General features: G+C 62.1%; 18 protein-coding genes and 2 pseudogenes. 10 read left to right on the top strand and 10 right to left on the bottom strand.

Features of this window, described 5'->3' with window-relative positions; genetic code table 11:
• Window positions 1-312: 312 nt before the first annotated feature.
• On the top strand, window positions 313-600 hold the full coding sequence (locus F3J20_RS11420) for a hypothetical protein (protein ID WP_167048550.1): 288 nt from the start codon (window positions 313-315) through the stop codon (window positions 598-600).
• Between the two features lie 1,205 nt (window positions 601-1,805).
• Here the strand turns inward: F3J20_RS11420 and F3J20_RS32095 are convergent.
• A pseudogene (locus F3J20_RS32095) lies at window positions 1,806-1,943 on the bottom strand (transcriptional regulator); the annotation flags it as partial.
• A 308-nt stretch (window positions 1,944-2,251) separates the two neighbouring features.
• On the opposite strand from F3J20_RS32095, the gene F3J20_RS11410 reads away from it, so the two are divergent.
• The 5 genes from F3J20_RS11410 to F3J20_RS11390 are packed head-to-tail and all read left to right on the top strand — an operon-like array spanning window position 2,252 to window position 7,570.
• Window positions 2,252-2,923 (top strand): TetR/AcrR family transcriptional regulator, encoded by a 672-nt coding sequence (locus F3J20_RS11410; RefSeq protein ID WP_167048548.1) that lies wholly within the window; start codon window positions 2,252-2,254, stop codon window positions 2,921-2,923.
• Window positions 2,920-3,885, top strand: a complete 966-nt coding sequence (locus F3J20_RS11405; RefSeq protein ID WP_167048546.1) for an HlyD family efflux transporter periplasmic adaptor subunit — start codon at window positions 2,920-2,922, stop codon at window positions 3,883-3,885. The genes F3J20_RS11410 and F3J20_RS11405 overlap by 4 nt, the downstream gene beginning before the upstream one ends.
• A complete protein-coding gene (locus tag F3J20_RS11400) occupies window positions 3,882-4,859 on the top strand; it encodes an ABC transporter ATP-binding protein (protein WP_167283393.1) in 978 nt (325 codons plus the stop codon). Before F3J20_RS11405 ends, F3J20_RS11400 begins: the two co-directional genes overlap by 4 nt.
• The gene (locus tag F3J20_RS11395) at window positions 4,856-6,007 is read left to right on the top strand and encodes an ABC transporter permease (RefSeq protein ID WP_167048542.1); all 1,152 of its coding nucleotides are present in this window, start codon (window positions 4,856-4,858) and stop codon (window positions 6,005-6,007) included. Before F3J20_RS11400 ends, F3J20_RS11395 begins: the two co-directional genes overlap by 4 nt.
• 12 nt (window positions 6,008-6,019) lie before the next feature.
• Window positions 6,020-7,570: an efflux transporter outer membrane subunit gene (locus F3J20_RS11390; protein ID WP_240159269.1), complete on the top strand. Its 1,551-nt coding sequence runs from the start codon at window positions 6,020-6,022 to the stop codon at window positions 7,568-7,570.
• 277 nt (window positions 7,571-7,847) lie between these two features.
• On the opposite strand, the pseudogene F3J20_RS32090 reads toward F3J20_RS11390, so the two are convergent.
• Window positions 7,848-7,985: pseudogene (locus F3J20_RS32090) on the bottom strand (DUF6402 family protein); the annotation flags it as partial.
• A gap of 317 nt (window positions 7,986-8,302) precedes the next feature.
• Here F3J20_RS32090 and F3J20_RS11385 point away from each other — a divergent pair.
• The 3 genes from F3J20_RS11385 to F3J20_RS11375 all read left to right on the top strand — a co-directional run bounded on the left by F3J20_RS11385 (window position 8,303) and on the right by F3J20_RS11375 (window position 11,265).
• The gene (locus F3J20_RS11385; RefSeq protein WP_205193278.1) at window positions 8,303-9,355 is read left to right on the top strand and encodes a LacI family DNA-binding transcriptional regulator; all 1,053 of its coding nucleotides are present in this window, start codon (window positions 8,303-8,305) and stop codon (window positions 9,353-9,355) included.
• Window positions 9,356-9,441: 86 nt separating this feature from the next.
• Window positions 9,442-9,855: a GFA family protein gene (locus F3J20_RS11380; protein ID WP_167048538.1), complete on the top strand. Its 414-nt coding sequence runs from the start codon at window positions 9,442-9,444 to the stop codon at window positions 9,853-9,855.
• A gap of 33 nt (window positions 9,856-9,888) precedes the next feature.
• Window positions 9,889-11,265: an aldehyde dehydrogenase family protein gene (locus F3J20_RS11375; RefSeq protein WP_167283392.1), complete on the top strand. Its 1,377-nt coding sequence runs from the start codon at window positions 9,889-9,891 to the stop codon at window positions 11,263-11,265.
• Window positions 11,266-11,788: 523 nt separating this feature from the next.
• On the opposite strand, the gene F3J20_RS11370 is transcribed toward F3J20_RS11375, so the two are convergent.
• From F3J20_RS11370 to F3J20_RS11350, 5 genes are read right to left on the bottom strand one after another with little or no spacing between them, the layout of a single operon-like run.
• Window positions 11,789-12,724 carry an FAD-binding protein gene (locus F3J20_RS11370; RefSeq protein ID WP_167048534.1) on the bottom strand — a complete coding sequence of 312 codons (936 nt, stop codon included), beginning with the start codon at window positions 12,722-12,724 and terminating at the stop codon, window positions 11,789-11,791.
• Between the two features lie 30 nt (window positions 12,725-12,754).
• Window positions 12,755-13,504, bottom strand: coding sequence for an electron transfer flavoprotein subunit beta/FixA family protein (locus F3J20_RS11365; protein WP_167048532.1), 750 nt, complete (start codon window positions 13,502-13,504; stop codon window positions 12,755-12,757).
• 55 nt (window positions 13,505-13,559) lie between these two features.
• Entirely contained in the window at window positions 13,560-15,608 is a 2,049-nt protein-coding gene (locus F3J20_RS11360) for a 3-hydroxyacyl-CoA dehydrogenase NAD-binding domain-containing protein (protein WP_345889869.1), read from the bottom strand.
• A gap of 31 nt (window positions 15,609-15,639) precedes the next feature.
• Window positions 15,640-17,748, bottom strand: coding sequence for an acetate--CoA ligase family protein (locus tag F3J20_RS11355; RefSeq protein ID WP_167048528.1), 2,109 nt, complete (start codon window positions 17,746-17,748; stop codon window positions 15,640-15,642).
• Window positions 17,749-17,777: 29 nt separating this feature from the next.
• Window positions 17,778-18,923, bottom strand: a complete 1,146-nt coding sequence (locus F3J20_RS11350) for an acyl-CoA dehydrogenase family protein (RefSeq protein WP_167048517.1) — start codon at window positions 18,921-18,923, stop codon at window positions 17,778-17,780.
• Window positions 18,924-19,029: 106 nt separating this feature from the next.
• On the opposite strand from F3J20_RS11350, the gene gcvA reads away from it, so the two are divergent.
• The gene (gene gcvA, locus F3J20_RS11345; RefSeq protein ID WP_167048515.1) at window positions 19,030-19,935 is read left to right on the top strand and encodes a transcriptional regulator GcvA; all 906 of its coding nucleotides are present in this window, start codon (window positions 19,030-19,032) and stop codon (window positions 19,933-19,935) included.
• Between the two features lie 56 nt (window positions 19,936-19,991).
• Here the strand turns inward: gcvA and F3J20_RS11340 are convergent, their stop codons facing one another.
• The 3 genes from F3J20_RS11340 to F3J20_RS11330 form a co-directional block, all read right to left on the bottom strand.
• Complete coding sequence (locus F3J20_RS11340) at window positions 19,992-21,374, bottom strand: MmgE/PrpD family protein (protein WP_167048513.1); 1,383 nt, start codon at window positions 21,372-21,374, stop codon at window positions 19,992-19,994.
• A 62-nt stretch (window positions 21,375-21,436) separates the two neighbouring features.
• Window positions 21,437-22,252, bottom strand: a complete 816-nt coding sequence (locus F3J20_RS11335) for an alpha/beta fold hydrolase (protein ID WP_167048511.1) — start codon at window positions 22,250-22,252, stop codon at window positions 21,437-21,439.
• The gene (locus F3J20_RS11330) at window positions 22,249-23,568 is read right to left on the bottom strand and encodes an MFS transporter (protein WP_167048509.1); all 1,320 of its coding nucleotides are present in this window, start codon (window positions 23,566-23,568) and stop codon (window positions 22,249-22,251) included. Before F3J20_RS11330 ends, F3J20_RS11335 begins: the two co-directional genes overlap by 4 nt.
• Window positions 23,569-23,606 lie beyond the last annotated feature (38 nt).

The raw sequence follows: 23,606 nt of genomic DNA, 5'->3' as shown, positions 1-23,606 counted from the left end.
TGGATGATTGGAATGACGTAACGCTCCGGCGTCAGTCTTCGCCCCGATTTTGAGCGAGGCGATGATGACAAAGGAGTTGAGAGAGCAAGATCGATGTCGAAGAAGACAGCACTGTCGGCAATGGTAGCTTGACGTGTAGCACCAGTCGGCCCATTGTCTGGCAGGGTAATGTCTTCGCTTTAAACGCAAGCCCGAAGCAGAGACTATGCTGCGGGCGATGCGCCGCTGTTTCGGCGCATCGCCAAGGTTCATTCCGCACGCCGACGCTTAGTCATACTCCTTCCTGGCTACTGTCGCCAAAAGCAAAACCGGGTGTTACAAAAAACCGGCATCTTGCAGATTGCTTATGGCCGTTTCATCCACCCGTCGGCGTTGCACCTGAGCCTGTTGCCCGAGAGCCTGCATTTCGCTCAGATGTCTGCCGGCACCATCGACAAGGTTCTCAAGGTTTCCGGCATAAGGCGAAAGCTGGTTAAACGCTTCCGTGAGAAGCCGCGCGCTTTTTCCATCATTAGCTTCGTGCGCTCGGCCAATGTTGAATTGCATGACGTGAAGCGGAGATCGGCCTTTCGAATTCAGGGCCCGCAGCGCGTCGCCTAGCAGGGGCTTCCGGTCTGGGTTTGTGAGTCCCCAATCCCGCAGGATCCGGATCGTGTCCGTAGTTGGGTTCTTTGCAAGAAAGTGGAAAGCATTGTTCTTATGTTCGGAGGACTGGGCGGTCGGATCGGCTCCATTCGCGAGCGCTTGCCGAAGTTTAGCGCCATCCCCGCGGGCGATTTCATCGCGTGCCGCCGCATTCAACTTTTCCGGAGGAGTGTGGCCAACCCGCGTCATCGCTCGCCCCATTCTGGATACGCGCGACTCCCGGGATGGACCCGTTATCTGACCGTCGCCGGAGGCCCGCGATGGCCGTTGCTCATCGTACCCCAACGTATTCAGGCCTTCGATGAGCGTCGACGTCACTGAAACAGAGTCAACGGAGTGTCTCCGGTTCGAGGTAGATGCCGCAAACCCTGGCGGCAACGGTGGAACAGGTGGTACTTCCCCTCCTGGTTGACGATTAGATCTCAATAGTCCGCTTCCCATGCGGCGAAGACTCTGCAGTCTCCCTATGATGACCCCTTGGCTCTCCTGGCGCCTGATTGTAGGAGCTTGACCTTGATTCCGAGTCTCGTGTGTTTGCTCAGTATTCGCGGCTATGCCGCCTGGACTATGGCTGGATGACCCCGCTTTATTAATTGAACTCATGTATTTCACCTTTGAGAAGAGACGGTGGAAATCTTTGACATAAACGTCATCGAAATTAATGTGTGGCCGTTTGTCAGCGACAATTGAATCGCGAAGTCAACGCGTGCGATACGAAGAAAACCCTGCGCAACGCCTCGATGATCATGAAGGGCCGCGATTTCGAGAAAACATACAAACACTATCTTCTTTGCAGGGTCAAGAAAAAAAGAGTAGCGAAATTTGTGTGCGAAACGCGAATATCCACGGAGATAGATGACGCGTTCAGTGAGGCTCGTAATCACAGAAAAACATCAAAGTGCCTTGCAACCGCAAATCAAGCTTCAGTGGGCAAGCGGCACCACCTGCGCATCCCGTCGCTCCGCCGGTGACCATCGTCGAGATCGATGAAGAGACGCTCGCGATCGGCCTCGACATCTACATGCCCGAGTCCGATCAGACCTCACCGGACAAAGTGGCCGACAATCTGTCGGCGCCCGACGCGACTCTCGCCACCGCGTTGCGCGCCCTGCCCAGCCACGACACGATTCTCGCGGCTTCTCTGCGCGCGGCGCCGACCCAATATTTTGCGGCCTGCCTACGGTCGAAACCATCGAGAAATAGCGCAACACTTCCCCTGCGCGAACGAAGCCGAGCGGGATGACCGGCATCGAGGGCGTGACGGTCGAACCGCGATGCACCTTCCAGTCACATGGCACGCCGAAACATGGCATCTCCTTGACGGTGCGCACCACCGGATTGATCGTGCGATAGCCGACGTGTAGAGGCCGCTTCCGCACGCGCCAATTACATGCGACGTAATCGCGGCATGCCATGCAGCAGGTAAGCGGCAACGCGTCCTGCCCACAAACCGTGGTCCCGGCACACAGGCCCTCGCCACCACGCGGCCCACGCGCTAGGGTTTTCCCTCCTTCAACATCCGCGAAAGCGACCTACTATCAATGACTTAAAACTAACTAATTCATCAATTAGTGACGTGAGCCTACCCCAACCTATCCGCTCCCGCATGGGTCGCCGTCCTCATCCGCAGGACTTCGACGCGCGCGAACATCTGCTCGATGTCGCAGTCAGGCTGTTTGCCGAGCGCGGCATCGCCAACACGACGGTGGCGCAAATCGCGGCGGCGAGCGGCGTGACGTCCGCGATGGTGCATTACTGGTTCCAGACGCGCGAAAAGCTGCTCGACGCACTGTTCGAGGAAAAGCTCGTCGCCGCCTTCGCGGCGATCTGGGAACCGGTCGACCCCGAGCACGACGATCCGCTTGCGCTGACGCAAGGCATCGTCAAGCGCATGTTCGACGTCACCGAAAAAATGCCGTGGTTGCCCTCGCTATGGCTGCGCGAAATCGTCAATGAAGGCGGGTTGCTGCGCGAGCGCGCGTTTGTCCACATCCCCTTGCAGAAGCTCGCGGGGTTTGGTCAGAACATCGCACGCGGCTGCGCGTCGGGCCAGTTGAACGCGCAACTCGAACCGTCGCTGCTGTTCAATTCCGTGCTTGCCCTTGTGATGCTGCCGCAGGCAACCGCGAAGATCTGGCAGCGCCTGAACCCGAGCACCTCGTTCGATCGCGCAACGCTCGAACGCCATGTCGTCGCGCTGCTCACGTGCGGGATGAACGCAACCCCAACGCCCGCATCGACGCCCACGGCGCCCCACGCGAAAAGGAAGCCGTCATGACTCCGTCCGCGCTCAAAGCGTCGCTTGCCGTCGTGCTGACACTCTGCATCGCGTGTGCAGGCTGTTCGCGGCAACCGGCGAACACCTGGCAAGGTTATGTCGAGGGCGAGTACCTCTATCTTGCATCGTCGCAGGCGGGACAGTTGACCCAGCTCGCGGTTTCGCGCGGACAGACCGTCACGGAGAACACGCCGCTCTTCGCGCTCGAAGCACAAAACGAAACCGAGGCCGTTGCACAGGCCAACGAACAATTGCGCGCGGCACGCGCCCAGCTTGCCGATCTTGGAACCGGCAAGCGCCCGTCCGAAGTCGACGTGACGCGCGCCCAACTCGTGCAGGCCGAGGCGGACGCCGCGCGCGCCGCGACCCAGTACCATCGCGACGAACAGCAATTACGCGCGGGCGGCATCGCGCAAAGCCAGCTCGACGACTCGCGCGCGAACGCGCTGTCGAGCGCCGCGCACGTACGCGAGTTGCAAAGCCAGCTCGCCGTCGCGCGTCTGCCGGGACGGATCGAACAGATTCGCGCGCAGCAGGCGCAAGTCGACGCGGCCCAGGCCCAACTCGGCCAGGCCCAATGGAAGCTCGATCAGAAAAGCATCCACGCGCCGCACGGCGGCCTCGTCTTCGACACGATGTATCGCAGCGGCGAGTGGGTGCCGGCTGGCAGTCCCGTGGTGCGCATGCTGCCGCCGGAAAACGTCAAGGTGCGCTTTTTCGTGCCCGAGGCTGTAGTCGGTTCCCTCGCGCCGGGCCGCCGCGTATCGATCCATTGCAACGGCTGCGCGGCCGATATACCGGCCACGCTCAGCTTCATTTCGGACCAGGCGGAATACACGCCGCCCGTGATCTACAGCAACGAAAGCCGCTCGAAGCTCGTGTTCATGGTCGAAGCCCAACCCCAGACCGCCGATGCGCCGAAACTGCGGCCCGGCCAACCCGTCACGGTGACGCTGCAATGAACGCAACCGCCGGCAACACGGCCGACCCCGCCTATGCCATCGACGTGCACAGGCTGAACAAGCATTTCGGCGCGAAGCACGTCGTCAACGATGTCTCGCTGCGCGTGCAGCGCGGCGAGATTTTCGGCTTTCTCGGTCCGAACGGCAGCGGCAAAACCACCTGCATCCGCATGATGTGCGGCCTGCTCACGCCCGACTCCGGCAGCGGCACCTGTCTCGGCTACGACATCGTGCGCGAGAGCGCGCAGATCAAGCGGCGCGCCGGCTATATGACGCAGCGCTTCTCCTACTGGGACGATCTGACGATCCGCGAAAATCTCGACTTCGTCGCGCGTATGTACGAGATGAAGAACCGCCGCGACGCAGTGGATCGCGCGCTCGAACAGCTCGGCCTCGCGAGCCGCGCCAAACAGTTGGCCGGTGCGCTGTCGGGCGGCTGGAAGCAGCGCCTCGCGCTGGCCGCGTGCATGCTGCACGAGCCGGAACTGCTGCTGCTCGACGAGCCGACCGCGGGCGTCGACCCGAGCGCGCGCCGCGACTTCTGGGAAGAATTGCATCGCCTGGCCGCAAGCGGCATCTCGGTGCTCGTCAGCACGCACTATATGGACGAAGCGGAGCGCTGCCATAAGCTCGCCTACATCGCATACGGCAAGCTGCTCGCGCGAGGCACGTCGCAAGAGGTCATCGATTCGCAGGGGCTCGCGACATGGGCCGTGTACGGCCAGAATCTCGTCGAACTCGGCGAACAACTGCGCCGCTCGCCCGGCGTCGAACAGACGGTCGCGTTCGGTTCGTCGCTGCACGTGAGCGGCCCAGATACGCCCGAGCTGCATGCGACGCTCGAACAGTTGGCCGGCTCGAATACGACGCTGCGAATCGAAAGACAGCCAACGGGCCTGGAAGACGTCTTCATCTTCATGATGAACCGCTCGACCGACAACTACGCAACGCCTTCTACGGGTCAAGCATCGTGAACGCCGCCCGCCGCTTTCCACGCTTTTCTCTGACACGCTGGTGGAGCATCGTGCGCAAGGAGTTTCTGCAACTGAAGCGCGACCGCATCACGTTTGCGATGATCATCGGCCTGCCGATCATGCAGATGACGTTGTTCGGCTTCGCGATCAACACCGACCCGAAGCATCTGCCCACCGCCGTGATCGCCGCCGATCACAGCGAGTTCACACGCAGCTTCGTCATGGCGATGCGCAACTCCGACTACTTCGACATCGTCTCGACGCTGCCCGATGAAGAGTCTGGCCGCCGCGCGCTCGCGCAAGGCAAGGTGCTGTTCGTGCTGAACATCCCCGTCGGCTTCACGCGCGATCTCGCCAAGGGTGCGCATCCCTCGCTGCTCGTCGAGGCCGACGCGACGGACCCGACGGCAGTCGGCACCGCGCTCGGTGCGCTGCCGTCGATTGCGCAATCCGTGTTGCAGAAGGACCTCACGGGTCCGTTGTCGGCGCTCGCGGTCGGCCCCGCCGCATTCGACGTGCAGTTGCACCGGCTCTACAACCCCGAAAGCGTCACGCAATACAACGTCGTGCCCGGCCTGATGGGTGTGATCCTGACAATGACGATGGTCATGATGACGGGCCTCGCGATCACGCGCGAACGCGAGCGCGGTACGATGGAAAATCTGCTCGCCACGCCGGTGCTGCCGCTCGAAGTGATGACGGGCAAGATCGTACCTTACGTGGCGATCGGGCTGATCCAGGTGAGCATCATTCTCGCGGCGGCGCGCTTCGTATTCGGCGTGCCGTTCGAGGGCAGTCTGATCGCGCTGTATCTGTCGGCACTGCTGTTCGTCGCGGCCAATCTGACGATCGGCATTACGCTGTCGTCGCTCGCGCAAAACCAGTTGCAGGCCATGCAACTGACGATGTTCTATTTCCTGCCCAACATCCTGCTGTCGGGTTTCATGTTCCCGTTCGCGGGCATGCCGAAGTGGGCGCAAATCATCGGCAACCTGCTGCCGCTCACCTACTTCAACCGGCTCGTGCGCGGCATTCTGCTTAAGGGCGTCGGCTGGGCCGACATGTGGCCGCACGTATGGCCGCTGCTGATCTTTCTGTGCGTCGTGATGGGTATTGCCGTGAAGTTCTACCGGCGTACGCTCGATTGAGGATGGCCCGCCATGTGTTCCGCTTCCGCCGCCACTGCTCTCATCGCTTCTGCCGCTACCGCCTTTCGTGCTGTGATTGTTAAGGTCGCGGCTTGCCGTTTCGACGCACGCCGGCTTGCCGTGTTCGCCGCGAGCGCGGCATTGTGCGCGTGTACGGTTGGCCCGGATTTTCATCACCCCGACGTCACCGCCGTATCGAGCTATACCGCCGCACCGCTTGCGGCAAGCACGGTTGCATCCGACGGCCCCGGCGGCGGCGCGCAGCACTTCGTGCCGGCCGATCTGCCCGGCGACGGCTGGTGGCGCGCCTTCGGTTCGCCGACACTCGACGCCCTCGTGCAGCAGGCGCTCGACGACAGCCCCACACTCGCGCAAGCCCGCGCGAAACTCGACGAAGCGCAGCAGGACTATCGCGCGCAGGCAGGCGGCACGCTGTGGCCGCAAGTCGATGCGAACCTGTCGGCCACGCGCGAGAAAATCGATCCTGAGGCACTCGGCTTCGGCGCACTGACGCAGGGCCGGTCGTTTGCGCCGTTCACGCTGTACAGCGCGCAGGTTACGGTGTCGTACACGCTCGATCTGTTCGGCGCGAATCGACGCGCGCTCGAAGCCGTGGCCGCGCAGGTCGACTATCAGCAATACGAACTCGAGGCCGCGCGTTTGACGGTCGCGGGCAATGTCGTGACGGCGGCGATCCGGCGCGCGTCGCTCGCACGGCAGATTGCGCTCACCGAAGCGCTGCTCGCGGTACAAATGCAGCAACTCGATATCGCCGAGCGCCGCTATCACGCGGGCGGCATCTCCGAGGTCGATCTGCTGAGCCAGCGCACGCTCGTGCAGCAGACCCGTGCGACGTTGCCGCCCTTGCGCACGCAACTCGCGCAGACCGACCATCAACTCGCGATCTATCTGGGACGCGCACCAGCGGAACTGGCAGCCACGCACGACCTCGCCGCGCTCGATCTCGATACGCTCGTGCTGCCCACCGATCTGCCGCTAACGTTGCCTTCGACGCTCGCGCAGCAGCGGCCCGATATCCGTGCGTCCGAGGCACTGCTGCATCAGGCCAGCGCGAACGTCGGTGTCGCGACCGCCAATATGTATCCACGCATCACGTTATCGGGCAGCGCGGCGACGGAACGTGTGAGCGTGTCCGATCTGCTGACGGGCTTCAACGTGTGGAATTTCGGCGCGGGTCTCACGCAGCCGCTTTTTCATAGCGGCGAATTGCTGGCGCGCAAGCGTTCCTCGGAAGCGGCCTTGCAAGCGGCGCTTGCCGTGTACAGGCAAACCGTCCTGCAAGGACTGCAGCAGGTTGCCGATGCGCTGCGCGCGCTCGATCAGGACGCGCTCGCATTGCAGGCGCTCGACGATGCGCATCGCAGCGCGCAACGCAGCGCGGGCATCGCCGGCGAACGCTATGCGGCGGGTGGCATCAGTCAATTGACGCTGCTCGATACGCAGCGGCAGGAATTGCAGACCGGACTCGATCGCACGAAAATCGCCGCGCAGCGTTATGCCGATACTGCGGCGCTGTATCAGGCGCTCGGGGCTCGGCCTTAGTGCGTCAGGCATGTTGAAGCGCTGGCACGGCGTGGACAGGTATAAGTCAAGGCAGGATGGCGCGCAGCCGATCACGCCAGTTGGGCGGGATGTCGATTGTCCCCGTTCCCGCCAGTGACGCACGATTCGGCGCGATATAAGCCACTTTGTGAAATCACGCTGTTACATTCGGATGCTGTTGTACCTGCGTGCGCGTCGACAATGTATTGGACGATATTGAACCCGACGATTACCACGACGACAGCGACACCGATGCGACGCACTCGCGAAAGTATCCTCATTTCGGCACCCCGAACTTGATCGGATTGATTTTCACAACCCGGTAATCGGAGAATAGAACCCTATCGCCGCCCGCGTTGCGTGCGTCCTGCCAACGCCGGAAATCGCTATTGTGGACGGGCCATTGCGATCCCCCTTCGCGGGGGTCTTCACATACGCGATGTCTCTAGGTTGTTCCCGCCATTCCCCATCGCTCGGCGTATAGACGGATAATTTTTGTGCGCTCATGCAGTTTCAGAAAGGGTCTATGGAATGGCCCTTTTAGCACGACCGCCGTACAGTACATCTCAAAATTGCCGTGCTAATGCCGGTTCTTCCGCGTGTCTTATCCCTCGATGAACTGCCCGCGGCAACCATAACTCACCCCACGACCCCACCGACAAACGTCCGAAAACGATTTCGATTATAATCCGATCATCTTGAACGTCAGATCACGGATTCGGTAAGGCAGCCATGACACAGCGCATCAACATCGTCGGACTGGCCCAGCAACTGGGGCTGTCGGTGTCCACGGTCTCCAAGGCTCTCAACGACCGCCCGGACGTGAGCGACGCAACCAAACGCCGGGTGCGGGCCACGGCGCAAGACCTCGGATTTCTCCCCGACCCGAGCGGAAGGCGGCTACGCACCAAGACGTCCGAAACCATCGGCTTTATCCTGTCGCCTCAGCAAAGCGGCCTCGCGCATCCGCTCTTTCTCGATCTGCTGACGGGCATCGATCAGGGCCTGGAGAATTCGCCGTTCCAGCTCGTCATCGTCACCGGGCGGACCGTGGAGACGGAGATTGACAGCTTCCGCCGTCTTGTCGAAAAGCATCGCGTCGATGCGGTGATGTTCGGTCGGACACGGCGCACCGATCCCCGCATACGCTACCTCGAGGAACAGAAAGTGCCGTTCGTGACGCTGGGCAGAAGCGAGACAGGCGCGCCCTTTCCCTATGTCGACATCGACAGGACCGTGGCCGGCAGGAACGGCACCGCACGCTTTATCGGCCTCGGCCATCGACGCATCGGGCTATTGAATACGCCAGGCTATCTGATGATGAGCCACCATCTGCGGCAAGGCTACCGGGCCGCGCTAAGCGCCGCGGGGCTGCCCTACGAAGCCGGCCTGGTGATCGAAGCCGACTTCGGCGAGAGCGGCGGCCTGAACGGAGCGCGGCAGCTTCTCGCCATGAAGCATCCGCCGACGGCGATCATGTGCGGCCACGATCTGATCGCGGCCGGCGCCATGCAGGCGATTGCCGAAGTCGGCAAACGTGCGGGCACCGACGTCGCGGTGATCGGCTGCGACAACCATCCGCTCGGCCCCTATCTGAATCCGCCTCTGACGACGTTTTCCGCTCCCGCTCTCGACGCGGGACGCAGGATGGTCGAACTGCTCCTCGCGCACATGGCGGGACGTCCGGCCGAAGACCTGCAGGAGGTCTGGTCGCCCGAGATGATACTGCGGTCCTCTCACGGCGGGCAGCAGGAACCGGTTCGAAAAGCGGCCGCCAGAACCTGAACTCATCGTAGCGCCCTTGATATGGGTCATCTCGGCCGTATTTTGACGAAATCGTTTTCGATCATTTGGCCTATAAGGAGGAAATCGTGAAAGACCAGCAAGGTGGCTGCCTGTGTGGAGCCGTACGCTACGCGCTCAAAGGCCAGCCGCAAACAACCGTGATATGCCATTGCACGCACTGCCAGAAGCAGAGCGGCAGTGCGTTTTCGGTCAACCTGCTGATGCAGGAGAGCGACTTCGAACTGCACGGCGAGACTCGCTTCTTCGTCGATCGCGGCGATAGCGGCTTGTCGCTCCACCGTCATTTCTGCCCGACGTGCGGTTCTCCGATCATGACGAAAGCGGAGAACCTGCCCGGCATCGCCATCGTAAAAGCCGGCACGCTCGAACATATGGAAACGGCTCGGCCACAGGTCGAGATTTATACCGACCATGCGGCGCCTTGGTTCACGCCGCTCACGGGTGCGGCCCGCTTCGAGCAGAGCCCACCTGCCCAGTAACAAGGACTCCGGAAAAGGAAAGGAATCGAAATCATGAGCTTTCAGACAATCAACCCGACAACCGGCGAAGCCGGTCCGGAATTTCCGTTTCTCTCGAACGAGGAAGTCTTCGCGGCGCTGGCAACGGCGAACGCGTGCTTCCATGACGACTGGCGCAAGCGGCCAGTCGCCGAGCGGGCACGGATCGTGGGCCGCGCCGCCCGGATCCTGCGTGAAAAGCGCGACGAATATCAGCGCTATCTGACGCTCGAAATGGGCAAGGTGACGCGCTTCGGCTATATGGAAGTCGATCTCGCCGCCGATATCCTCGACTATTACGCCAGGAACGGCGAACGCTTCCTCGCCACGCGGACTTTGCCCGACGCGCCTGGCGCCATGGTGGTGTCCGAGCCGATCGGCGTCATCCTCGCGATCGAACCGTGGAACTTCCCCTTCTATCAGTTGGCCCGCGTGGCGGGGCCGCAACTCGTCGCAGGAAACGTGGTGCTAATGAAGCATGCACCGAACGTGCCGCAGTGCGCGCTTGCGTTTGCGCGGCTGTTCGAGGAAGCCGGCGCTCCGCTCGGCGCATACACCAACCTCTTCTGCAGCGTCGAGCAGATAGCGGACCTCATCGACGACTTCCGTGTGCGCGGCGTGGCGCTCACCGGTAGCGAGCGCGCCGGCATGTCGGTCGGTGAACGCGCCGGGCGCAACGTCAAGAAGACGATCCTCGAACTGGGCAGCAGCGACCCCGCTCTGATCCTGCCGGGCGCGCCGCTCGAACACGCGATCGAGCAGGTCGTGATGGGCCGCACCTTCAATTCAGGCCAGGGTTGCGTGAACATCAAGCGCGTCATCGTGGTCGGCAAGGAGCGCGGCGAACAGATGCTGACCGCCTTGAAAGAACGATTCTCCGCGATCAGGGTAGGCGATCCGACCGACGCGGCAACCGATATCGGCCCGCTCGTCAGCGAACGCGCACTGGCAACGCTGTTGCAGCAGATCGCCGATGCGAAGGCAGCGGGCGCGGAAGTCGTGTTCGGCGGCAAGCGCGTCGAGCGGCCCGGCTTTTTCCTGGAGCCGACGATCATGACGAACATCTCGCCCGAGAATCCGCTGTTCGACCAGGAAGCATTTGGTCCGGTCCTGTCCTTCTATGTCGTCGATAGCGAGGAAGAGGCCATCAAGCTCGCCAACGCCACGCGATTTGGTCTGAGCGGCTATGTTTTCGACGCCGACACCGCGCATGCTCAAAAGGTCGCGGCACAGCTCGATTCCGGCATGGTGTACATCAACACCTGCTTCATGGATGCACCGGAAACGCCCTTTGGCGGCACCAAGAATTCCGGCTTTGGGCGCGAGCTTTCGGAACTTGGTATCGGCGAATTTCTCAATCACAAGCTGATCAAGGTCACGGAGATCGCCTGAGCGCGGTACCTGTGGCGATCGCCCTGTGCGCGCCCGCTGGCGGCCAAAGCTGTTCCGGCGGGCGCACAATTTCAAAGCATGAAGCGCTTGCGCAATGCAGGCGCTTCGATCATGTTCTCGCCCGAGCATGCCGGTTCAGGCGTGCAGACTATCGGCCTGAAGAGCTGCGCGACGATGACGGACTCCCTTCGACAGCGCGACGTGTCTTCCTTACGGGCGATTGCGCCTGGCTTGCGGCCCACTGCAGTCGGGAGATGGCGCGGCGGATGGCCTCGTCGAAACTTGGTTCGCTTGCGAGGTGGCGGTGATCGATCGATACGAGCCATCCTTGCGGCGAGTTACACCAGCGAATACGCCGTTCCTCGTACAGTTGTGAAAATGTTCTCCACAGACAGGCATCTTCCTGATTCGCGGAAGCTGCCGCGGCCAGCCGGCGCATCTCAAAGCCAGTCATTGCATTCACGAGCCCCTCCGGCTGCCACGTTGCAAGAATCAAATACGCTCGATAGCGATGGACACCGCTTTACCCGAGCGCGTCGACAAGCTCCGGAACGATTGTGAACAGGTCGCCCACGAGACCGTAGTCGGCGACACTGAAGATCGGCGCTTCGGGGTCCTTGTTGATGGCCACGATGACCTTCGAATCCTTCATGCCTGCCAGATGCTGGATCGCGCCGGAAATGCCAACCGCGATGTACAGTTGCGGCGCGACAATCTTGCCGGTTTGTCCGACCTGAAAATCATTCGGAACGTACCCCGCGTCAACGGCGGCTCGCGAGGCACCCAAAGCAGCACCCAGCTTATCGGCAAGCGGCTCCAGCACCTTCGTGTAGTGCTCGCCGCTGCCGAGGCCTCGGCCGCCCGACACGACGATGTTTGCTGCCGTCAGTTCCGGACGGTCCAGCTTCGTCACTTCACGGCTCACGAATTGCGACACGCCAGCGTCCGCTGCCGCTTCGACCCGGTCGATCGATGCGCTACCGCCTTCTGCCGCAACGGGGTCGAAACCCGTCGCGCGCACCGTGATGACCTTGATCGGATCACTCGACTGCACCGTCGCGATCGCGTTGCCAGCGTAAATCGGGCGCTCGAATGTGTCGGCCGAATCGACCGCTGTGATGTCTGAAATCTGCGCCACGTCCAGCTTCGCCGCGATACGCGGTACGACGTTCTTGCCGTAGGCCGTTGCCGGCGCCAGGATGTACGAGTAATCCTTCGCGATGTTCAGCACGGTCGCCGCGACGTTTTCCGCGAGACCTTCAGCGAGTTGTGGCGCGTCGGCGAGCAGCACCTTGCTGACGCCCGCGATTTTCGCTGCCGCATCAGCCGTCGCCTGGGCATTGTGGCCTGCAATCAGTACGTGTATCTCGCCGCCGATCTTCTGGGCCGCGGCGACCGTATTGAATGTTGCGGCCTTCAGTTGCCTGCCGTCGTGTTCGGCAATCACCAGAATCGTCATATCCCCTTTCTCCACCACCTGCGGTTGTCTTCAAAGCACCCTGGCTTCGGTCCTGAGCTTGTCGACCAGCGTCATCACGTCCGGCACTTTCACGCCTCCCGCACGCTTCGGCGGTTCGCTGACCCTCAGCGTCTTCAGGCGAGGCGAGACGTCGACACCCAGATCCTCAGGCTTCAGGGATTCCAATGGCTTCTTCTTCGCCTTCATGATGTTCGGCAGGGTGACGTAGCGCGGCTCGTTCAGCCGGAGGTCGGTGGTGACGACCGCGGGCAATCGCACTGAAAGCGTCTCGATTCCCCCGTCGACTTCGCGCGATACGATGGCCCGCCCCTCTTCGAGCACCACTCTGGAAGCGAACGTGGCCTGCGCAAATCCCGTGAGTGCCGCGACCATCTGGCCGGTCTGGTTGGCATCGTCGTCGATGGCCTGTTTGCCAAGGATCACGAGCCCGGGCTGCTCCCGGTCGATCACAGCCTTCAGCAATCGGGCAACGGCAAGCGGTTGCAACTCCACGTCGGTCTCGATCAGCACCGCCCGGTCCGCGCCCATCGCCAGCGCCGTACGCAACGTCTCCTGACATTGCACGACGCCTGCCGACACCGCGACCACCTCGCTCGCCACGCCGGCTTCCTTCAGGCGGACAGCCTCTTCGATGGCGATTTCATCGAACGGATTCATCGCCATTTTCAGGTTGTTCAGGTTCACCCCCGAATTGTCCGAGGCGACCGTCACTTTCACGTTAGCGTCCACGACACGCTTCACTGCCACGACAATTTTCACTCCATCACCTCTACTGTCCGGTCGTTCAGAGCGAGATCGACGCTCGCCCGATCCTTCATTTTGCGAGCATCGCGTCGATATCGCCCACAACGAAGTCTGGGCCAGATGCGGCTTGCACGCGCTTTATCATGTCGTGCATCTCGTCAGTACCACGCTGCCGTGCCCAGAAAACGGGGCCGCCCAGGTAACGCGGGAACCCGTAGCCATGCACGAGCGCCACGTCGATATCACTGGTACGAGAGGCAACGCCCTCTTCCATCACTTTCGCCGCTTCGTTGACGATGGCGGCCATCGCACGCTCGACGATTTCATCGTTGCCCAGCGAGCGCGGAACGATGCCCCTCTTCCGCTGCTCACGAGCAATGATCGTGTGCACCTCCGGATCGGGAACACCGCGCCGGCCACCGGCCTCGTACAGGTAATACCCGGCACCGGTCTTGCGGCCAAACCGGCCGGCTTCGCACAACGCGTCCGGAATCGTCACATAGCGGGCGGGCCTGCTCACCGCATTCAGGCGCTGACGCATCTTCCAGGCGATGTCGAGCCCGGAAAGATCCGCGACGGCGAACGGGCCCATCGCGAAGCCGAATTCCTCCAGTGCTTCATCGATCTGCTCGGGCAACGCGCCCTCTTCCAGCATGTACTCGCACTGCTTGCGGTAGGCCGCAAAAATACGGTTGCCGATAAAACCTTCGGCGACCCGAGCGACCACCGGCACCTTTCCCAGACGTTTCGCGATTGCAATCGCGATGTCTACCGTCGCGGCATCCGTGTGCTCCGTTTCGACGATCTCCAGAAGCCGCATCGCCTGTGCCGGACTGAAGAAATGCAGGCCCACAGTACGGCGTGGACGACCCGCGTCCGCCGCAAGCCGGTTGAGGTCGAGATACGAAGTATTCGAAGCCAGAATGGCATCGGGCGGCAAGACATCGTGCAGCTTTGCCATGATGTCGCGCTTGACGTCGAAATCTTCGAAAACAGCTTCGATAGCGAGGTCGACCTTGTTCAATTGCCCGAGATCGCTGACCGTACGGACTCGTGCGAGCCGCTCGCGCATCTCGCGTTCGTCGAGCTTGCCCTTTTTCAGCAGCGAGTCGTAGGTGCGCTGAAGCTTCTCCGCGACTGCCGCCAGTGCGATGTCATGGGTGTCGAACAGAACGACTTCATAGCCCGCGTCGGCAAAGCATCCGGCAATGCCGACACCCATGGTGCCCGCGCCGACCACGCCGATTCGACGAATACCCGCCGTGTCGGGACGACCGCCATAACGCGAACGCTGGCACTCCCGCTCGGCGAAAAACAGATGGCGGAATGCGCGCGCGGCAACGCTCGTGCGCAGCACGTCGAAAACCGCGCGCTCCCGTGAGAGTGCCTCATCGAACGGCACGTCGCCGGCCATGTTGACCGCGTCGACCGCCTGCTGGATATGAGGCAGGTTCTTGCGCAGCCGCATGGCGGCGCCGATGGCCGACTCGATTTCCCCGGCCGATGCAAACGGAACCTCGCGGTCGCGAATCCGCCGCTTCCTTGCCGCGAACGTCAGCGCGAACTGTGCGGCGGCATCGGCCAGATCGTCGTCGACGAGCTGGTCGATGAGTCCGAGCTGCAACGCTTCGGCTGCCGTCAGCCGGCGCGAGGAAGCGACAAGTTCGATGGCTTTCGCTTTGCCCGTGATGTATGCGACGCGCTGGGTTCCGCCGGCGCCGGGAATCATGCCGAGGCTGACTTCGGGCAATCCCATCGTCGCCCCGGAAACCGCAATGCGCCCATCGCAACCAAGTGCCAGCTCAAAGCCGCCACCGAGCGCATGACCATGGATCGCAGCGATGACCGGAACGGCTGCATTCTCGATCGCGAGAATCACCTCGGGCAACGACGGCGCCTGAATCGGGGCATCGAATTCGCGTATGTCCGAGCCGGCAATGAATGTGCTTCCGTCGCCAATGATGACGATGCCGCGCAGCGTGGCGTCGTTCCCGAGGGCAAGAATGCCTTCGAGCAGTTCGCGGCGAACTTCCACCGAACTTGCATTCACGGGTGGATTGTCGATCACGAGAAAACCGATGTCGCCATGCTTTTCACAACGAACCGGTTGCGCCGCCACCTCGAACTCAGGGCCTGAACGTCTGTCCATACTAGCCCCCGATCTTCACGAGAGCATCCACCGCGAGAACACCTTGTCCTTCTTCGAGCACCATCACCGGATTGACTTCCGCCTCCAGAACCAGGGCACCGGGCAGCGTAGCCAGCTTCGACACAGCGACGATGGCATCCGCCAGTGCTTCGAGGTCGCCGCGTGCCTTGCCGCGATAGCCGTCGAGCGCACGCATGGCCTTGACCTCGGAAATCATTTCGAGCGCCGCTTCCCGCGTAACGGGGGCGAGGCGCAGCGCGCGATCCCTGTAAATCTCCGTGAAGATGCCGCCTGAGGCCAGCATCACAATCGGCCCCACTTGCGCATCGCGACGGTATCCGATGAGAACTTCGCCCAGTCCCCGGGTCATCTGCTGGACAAGAACGCGCTGCAGTTCGAACCCTTCGACGTTGCGGGCCACGTTCGCGCGGATTTTTTCGATCGCGGCATCGAGTTGCCCGGCGTCACGGATGCCGAGTTCGACACCGCCAACATCCGTCTTGTGCGGTACGTCGGCCGATAGCACCTTCACTGCAAGCGGATACGGCAGGTTATCCGGAAGACTGCCGTCGCCCGTTACGTCGATCGCCACGGCGGGCGCATGAACGACGCCGACCTTCGCCAGCAGTTCGTAAGCCGCCAACTCGTCCAGAAGTATCGGCGCACCTCCCGCTTCGACTGCGGCCGGCTCGACGATCGCGAGCGGGCTGCGTCGCGCATAGGCCGATGCGATCGAGTCCGCGCAGGACTCGGGCGTGCGGAAACACGGCACGCCGCTCGCGGTCAGACGCCGCAGCGCTTCGGGGGCGTCCGGCACGACAAACGCGGCGAGCGGAAGCAACGCCGGTGACTGCGTTGCGCTATCGATAATCGGACGCACCGCAAGCTCGGGAGAGAATCGCGCGGAGGAGCCGGCGACCGCCACGACCAGGTCGAATTCCGGCGCCGATCGCAGCACGCCGAGGGCCGCGCTCATCACGTCATAGCGGGTGCCCGCGAGCGTGAGGTCGACGATGCGGCCGCTGTTCACCTTCACGCCCGCAGCGGCCAGACGCTCGTAAGTCTGCGCGCTCGGATGCTGGACCTCGATGTTCCGGACTCCGAGCTGATCGACGACCATGGCCGCGCCGCCGCCGGTCGTCGTCACGACCGCGACGCGCGGCTTGCTCGCCGTGGCGGCTTGGGCAACGGGAACGCATGCCAGCAGAGGCAGGCATTCGAGAAACGCATCGAGCGTTTCGACGCGTGCGATACCGCAATCTCTCAGGAAAGCATCGGCGACGTCGTCCTCGCCGGCGAGGGCTCCCGTATGCGAGACCGCCAACTCCGCGGCCGCACTCGAACGGCCGAGTTTGTAGGCGACGACAGGCTTGCCTTTCTGCGCAGCCTGAACGGCGAACTGGCGAAGTTTGTCGGAGTGCCGCAAGGTCTCGAGGAAGAGCATGTAGCCCGTGACCTGGGGGTCGTCCAGCGTCGCCGCGCAAATTTCGCCGACGCTCAGGTCGACCTCGTTGCCGACCGAAACGAGCCCGGCAAAGCCGACTCCGCGCTCCTTGCCTCGCGATACGAGCGCCCCGATCATGCTGCCGCTATGCGACGCGACAAAGATTCCGCCCACCGGCAGGTCCGGTTCCGCGAACGCCGCGTTCGCGGTCAGCGCAAGCTTCCTGCGCACGTTGACCATGCCGAGGCCGCTCGGGCCCAGCACGCGAATCCCGGTCCGTTGAACGATCTTCCGTACGCGTTCCTCGCGAGCCTCGCCCTCCGGACCGCTTTCAGAGAAGCCCGCGGCGAGAATCGTGGCAACGGGAACACCGAGTTCGGCGCACTCCTGCAACGCGTCGATCGCGGCGTCGGTCGGCGTGAGAATGAAGGCATGCTCCGGCACGACCGGCAGTGCGCGAACACTGGGCCAGGCCTGTTCACCCAGCACGGTGTCGCGGTTGGGATTGATGGGATAGACGTCACCGTCGAAGCCGGCCTGGCGGATAAACCGGAGCGGACGCGCCGCGGTTTTCGAGGGGTCGTCCGATGCGCCAACAAGTGCAACGCTGCGCGGTGCAAGGAGCACGTCTGCCAGCGACCTGCGCTGCGATTCGCCCTGGGGCATGATGCTGTTCTCCATGTTAGACGCCCCTCTTATTTGCGCTGATCGAAGCGGCGCTGGAACACGTTCTCGGCGATCCGGTTCTTCAGCACTTCGATCGAGCCGCCCGCGATCATCCAGCCACGCGTGCGACGAACGCAGTATTCGACCAGCGACTCCTGGCTATAACCCATGCCGCCCATGACCTGCAGTGCCTCGTTCGAAACATCGAAGCCCGTCAGGTTGCAATGCGCTTTTGCAATGGCCGTGTTGTACGCGGTCGGCAACTCGCCGTTCGGAACATTGGCCGCGCGATAGAGCAGCAGTTGCGAGGCTTCCAGCTTCAGCGCCATATCGGCGAACTTCCATTGAATCCCCTGGAACTCGCAAAGCTGCCGGCCAAACTGTTCGCGGATCAGCGCATGCTCGCGCGCCGTATTGAAAGCGTAACGCCCCAGCGCCAACGCACGCGATGCGTTGCCGACGCGCTCGACGTTGAAGCCCGAGATCTGCTTCTTGAATCCGCCCGGTCCCAGCAGAACATTCTCGGCGGGAATACGGCACTCTTCGATATACAACTGCGACCACTCTTCGCCGCTCATGAAGCTGGACGGCTGACCGACCGTAAATCCGGGCGTACCCTTTTCGATCAGTACGGAGCCGATGTTTTCCACACCGGGACCGAATCGGCAATAGACGAGAAACAGGCTGGCATCCGGACTATGAGTCGAGAAGATTTTCGTCCCGTTGATGACGTACTCGTCGCCCTCGCGCCGTGCCGACGTCTTGAGTTGCGTGACGGCCGAGCCGGCGCCGGGCTCCGTCATGCCCAGCGAAATCACTTTGCGCCCGCTGAGCAGATCCTTGAGATAGCGCTTCTTCTGCTCGGCCGTCGCATACTCGACGAACGTGCGAATCGGCCCGAAATTCCCGGCCTGCACGATGTCCGCGCTCTTCGGACAAACCAGCGCGATTTCCTGAATCGCGATGACCGCATCCATGAGGGTGCCGCCCTGGCCGCCATCCTCTTCGTTCATCGTGATGCCGAGCAGGCCTTGCTCCGCAAGCTGCCCTGCAACGTCGAAATCGAAACCGGCATGATGCGCGCGCTTGAGTGCGCCTTCCGCCAACGTGTCTCGCGCGAATCGCTGCACTGCATCAGCGAACGCGGTCTGCTCCTCAGTAAGTGCGAAGTCCATGTTTTCCTCTTTGACCGTGGAACTGCTATGCGATTGATTATTCCAGCCGGTCGATTGACACACTACTTCGCATACGGTACGTTTCTGTGACTTTTTGGAACATCTCATGCCCCGGACAGTCCCGCCCCTGAACCCTCTTCACGTCTTCGAAGCCGTCGCCCGATTGGGCAGTCTGACGAGTGCCGCCGCGGAGATGTACGTGACACATTCGGCCGTGAGCAGGCAACTCGCCACGCTCGAAAACTATCTCGGCGTGAGTCTGTTCGACCGGGGACCCAGAGGCGTCAAGCTCACGAAGGTGGGAGCGGCTTACTACAAGCAGATTGGGCCGGCGTTCGCGTCCATCGTGAGCGCGACCGAGACGATCGTCGGCCGCGTGGAGGGAGAGCCGCTACGGTTATCGGTCTACAACACGTTCGCCGCAAAATGGCTCATGCATCGGCTGCATCGATTCGAGAAGGCACAGCCGAACATCCCGGTCGAACTCAGCACGACCGTCGCGAAGATCAATTTCAGCGAAGTTCAGGTCGATGCGGCCATTCAGTTCGGAGACGGCAACTGGCCCGGCATCAACTGCGAACGTCTGTTCGATGACGTCATCGAACCGGTATGCAGTCCGGAACTGTTGAAGAACGGCCCAGCTCTCGCCACTATCGACGACCTGGCCAATCATCGGCTGCTTCAGTCGCGATACCGGCGCAACGACTGGTTCGACTGGCTGCGAGCGGTGGGCCGCGGCGACCTGGAAGGATTGGTGAGCCGTCAGCGAGGAGGATTTCAGAATTCCCTGCTTGCGTACCAGGCCGCAATCGAAGGGATGGGCATCGTCATCGGCCAAACGCGGCTGCTTGCGAACGACCTGACCACCGGCGTTCTGGTCCGGCCTTTTGACCGGCCGGTGACCCGCGAGCTCGCTTACTATCTGCTGGTTCCAGACAACCGGAAACACTCCCGGAAGGTCGAGGCGTTCAGAGCATGGCTTCGTTCTGAAATTCAATCGATGCCGGGCTAAACGTATCCGGGGCCCAGTTGATTGGCGAATCACGCCGGCCCCGGTGGAACACACTTCTAGCGACCGTCGCGGTCTCGCTTGAATCCTGCCGGCAACAGGTTCGACAGGTTCAGATCCGATACGTCGAGTTCTTCCATCCGCCACAGTTTTTCCAGAAGTTCGTGAGCGGCTTGCGAGCCGATCACGGGCTCGGCGAGTTCCCGGAACTTGTCGTCGATGTCCGCGTCGCTGAGCGGCGCTTCGGGGTCACCGCGCCGGTAAGGCGCGAATGCCTCGACTGTCTTGCCATCGACGGACGTCAGTTCGACGCGGGCAGCACGCATCCTCGGAAAATTCCGGGTTATTTCCGGGTCCGCGACCAGTTCGATCTTCTTCATCCACTCCCGCACGTGACCATCGCGCAGACGTTCGTCCGAAAAAGCCTCCAGACGGACCGAGCCGTACACCGCCGCATGTGCCAGAACGTAGGGCAAGCTGAAGCGCGCTTCAAATGCCGACTTCGGCTCACGAATACCCGCGACTTCAAGAGCAGGCGCGTATGTTCTGACGACCACCCGGGCAATTTGCTCCCAGCGTAGTCCGCTGGTTTTCATCGCATCGAGCAAGGCGTCGATAGCTGCGAATGTGTGGCCGCAGCAACCATGGTTCTTCTGGGTGATGCGCTCGATGTTGAATACGTCGCCCAGTCCGTCCGTTACCGAACGCCAATCGGGCGAGTCGCAAAGCGCGGCGCCGAATCCGGCGCTTCCTTCGAGAATGTCGGCCACGCCCGTCACGCCGGCCGACGCGCCTTGCGCCGACGTCACGCCGACCCAGGCCGCATGTCCCGCGTGAAGCGCCTTGGTCATCGCATCGGACCTGAAAGCCTGCTGCAGACCCGACGCAAACGTCGCCGATGTGGCCATGGCGTGCAACGCCGCCTGAGCGTCGCCGGGAGAGGTCAGGAGAACACCCGCGGCTGCCGCGCCAAAGCAGCCGACCGTTCCGGTGGTGTGGAAGAACCGATAGTGAGCCGGCTGGATCGCCGCTCCGATGCGTGTCGATACCTCGTAGCCCGCGACGATCGACTTCAGAAGCAGCAGACCGGAGGCATGCGAATCCTCGGCGAGTGCGAGAGCGGCCGCGATGGTGGGGCAACCTGGATGGTAGATGGCGTCGCGGAAAATGTCGTCGAATTCCACCGCATGCGAGATGCTCCCGTTGAGCCATGCTGCCGTCGCCGCGAACGCGGTCGTCTCGTTGCCGGGCAGGCTCGATCGTCCATGTCCGAGTTCGGCGCGATGCGCTTGCAACAACTGGATGCCGGGCGCGACCTGAGTACCCGGCAATAGCGCTGAAAACCAGTCGATCAGCACGCGTTTGGCCGCGCGAAGCGTGTTCGGCGTCAACTCCGCTGTCGCCTGCCCTTCAACATACTTTGCAAATGATTCCAGTATCATGGCTGCCTGTTCCGAGATGAGTTGGGCAATATCGGCTTACGCCCGATGAAAGCGGTGAAGAGCTAGGAGATGAATTCGCTCAGATGTCTGTTGAACCACTCGGCGCGCTCGTACTGGAGCCAGTGAGCGGCCGCTTGCACCGACGCACGATTCCTTGCGGAAAGGCTGTGAATCCAGCCCTCGCGCGCAGCCACCTCGTGAGCCTGATGCGGATCCTTCGAGCCGAGCACCAGCCATACCGGCGCCTGAACTCTTTCGATAAGCGCCCGGGTAGGATTGCTGCGGGCAATGGGCCGGGTCAGAACCCGGGTTGCGCGAACGTGCCGCGCCGCGAGCGCCGTGAGTTCCGGTGTCACCAGCGATGGATCCGACAGCATGATTTTCTTCAGCGAGACTTCCACACCGCCCTCCATGCCCACACTGCGAGCGACCTCGGCAGCCTCTTTCTGAATCTGGCTCAGTGAGGCCGAAACCGGCCCCATGCCCGCGGGATTGACCAGTGTGAGCGTGCGAATCCGCTCAGGCCTGCTCGCCGCCATATATCCGGCAACGCAACTGCCGAACGAGAATGCCACGAGGTCGAACTGCCCGACGTCGAGTTCGTCCAGCAAATCGAAGACACGTTGCCCGGCAACTTCGAGCGAGAAAGTTTCGGCGGGAGCCGACGATGCGCCGAAGCCCGGAAGATCGGGGGCAATCACTCGCCGCCCTTGCGCGAGTGCCTCGATGTTGACTATCCAGTGATACCAGCCGCCGTGCCCGCCGTGAACGAAGACAACCGGCTGGCCCTTGCCGAGGTCCACATAGCTGAGGCTCCCGTTCGCCGCGGTCTGTTGCCTCGCCTGTCGCGACAGTCGCTCGAAGGCCGCCGCGATCATGACTCCACCGTCGAACGCTCGATGCGCTTGCCGTTGGTTTCGGCCATTACCAGGTAGGTGACCAGGCTTATCGCCGACCCCACGCATACGTAGATCAGAAAGAACCGTTCCAGGCTGCGCTCCTGAAGCCAGGTCATCAGATACGGCGTCGTTCCACCCAGCACGGCGACAACGAGATTGAACGGCAAGCCGATGCCCAGCGCCCGCACGTCGGTGTCGAACAGCTCGGCCATTACCGCCGGTGCGATGGACGTGTACAGCGCATAGAGCACCATGCCGAACAGTTCGACGCGCAAAATGGACCAGAAGGTATCGCCGACCGACAGTACGACCGGATAGAGAAACACCGTGTACGCTGCGGCCATCACGATCAGTTGAGGGCGGCGGCCGAACCGGTCCGAGAGCATGCCAAACAGCGGTTGAACCACCGTGAACGCGATGAGGCTCCAGGTACTGGCCGCGTAGGCGGTCGCGGGCAGCGCACCCGAGCGGTGAATCGCATACACGGGAACGTAGACGATGAAGAGATAGAAGGCGAAAGCGCCAAGAATGCTGGTACCGATCAGCGTCAGCACTTCGCGCCGATGATCGGCGAGCAGAGCCCGGATCGAACCGCTGGTTTGCTGGTTCTGCTGTTCCGCGGCTTTCGTAAACGCTTCCGTTTCGGCGACCCGGGTACGCAGCCAGTATCCGAACAGACCTCCGGCGGCGCCGATAACGAACGGTATGCGCCATCCGAAGCTCGCCATCTGGTCATGGCTCAGCGACTGCGTCAGCGCCCAGGTAATGCCTGATGCCAGAATAAGTCCGATCCCGGTGCCGAAAAACAGGAAGCTGCCGTGATAACCGCGTCTATCAGGCGGCGCTGTCTCGGCGAGGAAAGAACAGGCCGCGGCAAATTCGCCGCCCACCGACAAGCCCTGCAACAAACGCGCGACCGTTGCGATGAGCGGTGCGGCAAGTCCAATCGTCGCGTACGTCGGCAAGACGGCAATCATGAGCGAACCGAAGGCCATTGACGTGACGGACACGGTGAGCGCCGTTTTACGGCCGTAACGGTCGGCGACGACACCGAGCAGCCATCCGCCGACTGGCCGCATCACGAATCCGAGTGCATATACGCCGAAAGCGGCCAGAAGCGCGGAGCTCTGGTTGTCGGCGGGAAAAAGTTGCGCGCCGAAGAAAATGGCGAGATTGGCGTATATCGAGAAATCGAACCATTCGATGGCATGCCCGATACACCCGGCGATGCGACTTCGAAGATACGCTCTGGTCGAGGCCTCCGTTGCCTCGGCTGTGGATAGGGTGTCTGACACATTGTCTCCTTTGAGGCGGTTATCGCTCTTCCGGTGTC

The organism is Paraburkholderia sp. Cy-641 (assembly GCF_011752945.1).
GTDB lineage: Bacteria > Pseudomonadota > Gammaproteobacteria > Burkholderiales > Burkholderiaceae > Paraburkholderia.
The sequence above is the reverse complement of the archived record's forward strand: the minus strand, read 5'-3'. Positions and strand labels throughout refer to the sequence as shown.

Coding starts and splice junctions, on each gene's coding strand:
- F3J20_RS11370 (WP_167048534.1), bottom strand. CDS start 12,724: ATGACGATTCTGGTGATTGCCGAACACGACGGCAGGCAACTGAAGGCC.
- F3J20_RS11335 (WP_167048511.1), bottom strand. CDS start 22,252: ATGATCGCGGCGGCCTTCGAGCGACTGTCGCGACAGGCGAGGCAACAG.
- F3J20_RS11400 (WP_167283393.1), top strand. CDS start 3,882: ATGAACGCAACCGCCGGCAACACGGCCGACCCCGCCTATGCCATCGAC.
- F3J20_RS11350 (WP_167048517.1), bottom strand. CDS start 18,923: ATGGACTTCGCACTTACTGAGGAGCAGACCGCGTTCGCTGATGCAGTG.
- F3J20_RS11410 (WP_167048548.1), top strand. CDS start 2,252: ATGGGTCGCCGTCCTCATCCGCAGGACTTCGACGCGCGCGAACATCTG.
- F3J20_RS11340 (WP_167048513.1), bottom strand. CDS start 21,374: ATGATACTGGAATCATTTGCAAAGTATGTTGAAGGGCAGGCGACAGCG.
- F3J20_RS11355 (WP_167048528.1), bottom strand. CDS start 17,748: ATGCCCCAGGGCGAATCGCAGCGCAGGTCGCTGGCAGACGTGCTCCTT.
- F3J20_RS11405 (WP_167048546.1), top strand. CDS start 2,920: ATGACTCCGTCCGCGCTCAAAGCGTCGCTTGCCGTCGTGCTGACACTC.
- F3J20_RS11385 (WP_205193278.1), top strand. CDS start 8,303: ATGACACAGCGCATCAACATCGTCGGACTGGCCCAGCAACTGGGGCTG.
- gcvA (WP_167048515.1), top strand. CDS start 19,030: ATGCCCCGGACAGTCCCGCCCCTGAACCCTCTTCACGTCTTCGAAGCC.
- F3J20_RS11375 (WP_167283392.1), top strand. CDS start 9,889: ATGAGCTTTCAGACAATCAACCCGACAACCGGCGAAGCCGGTCCGGAA.
- F3J20_RS11390 (WP_240159269.1), top strand. CDS start 6,020: ATGTGTTCCGCTTCCGCCGCCACTGCTCTCATCGCTTCTGCCGCTACC.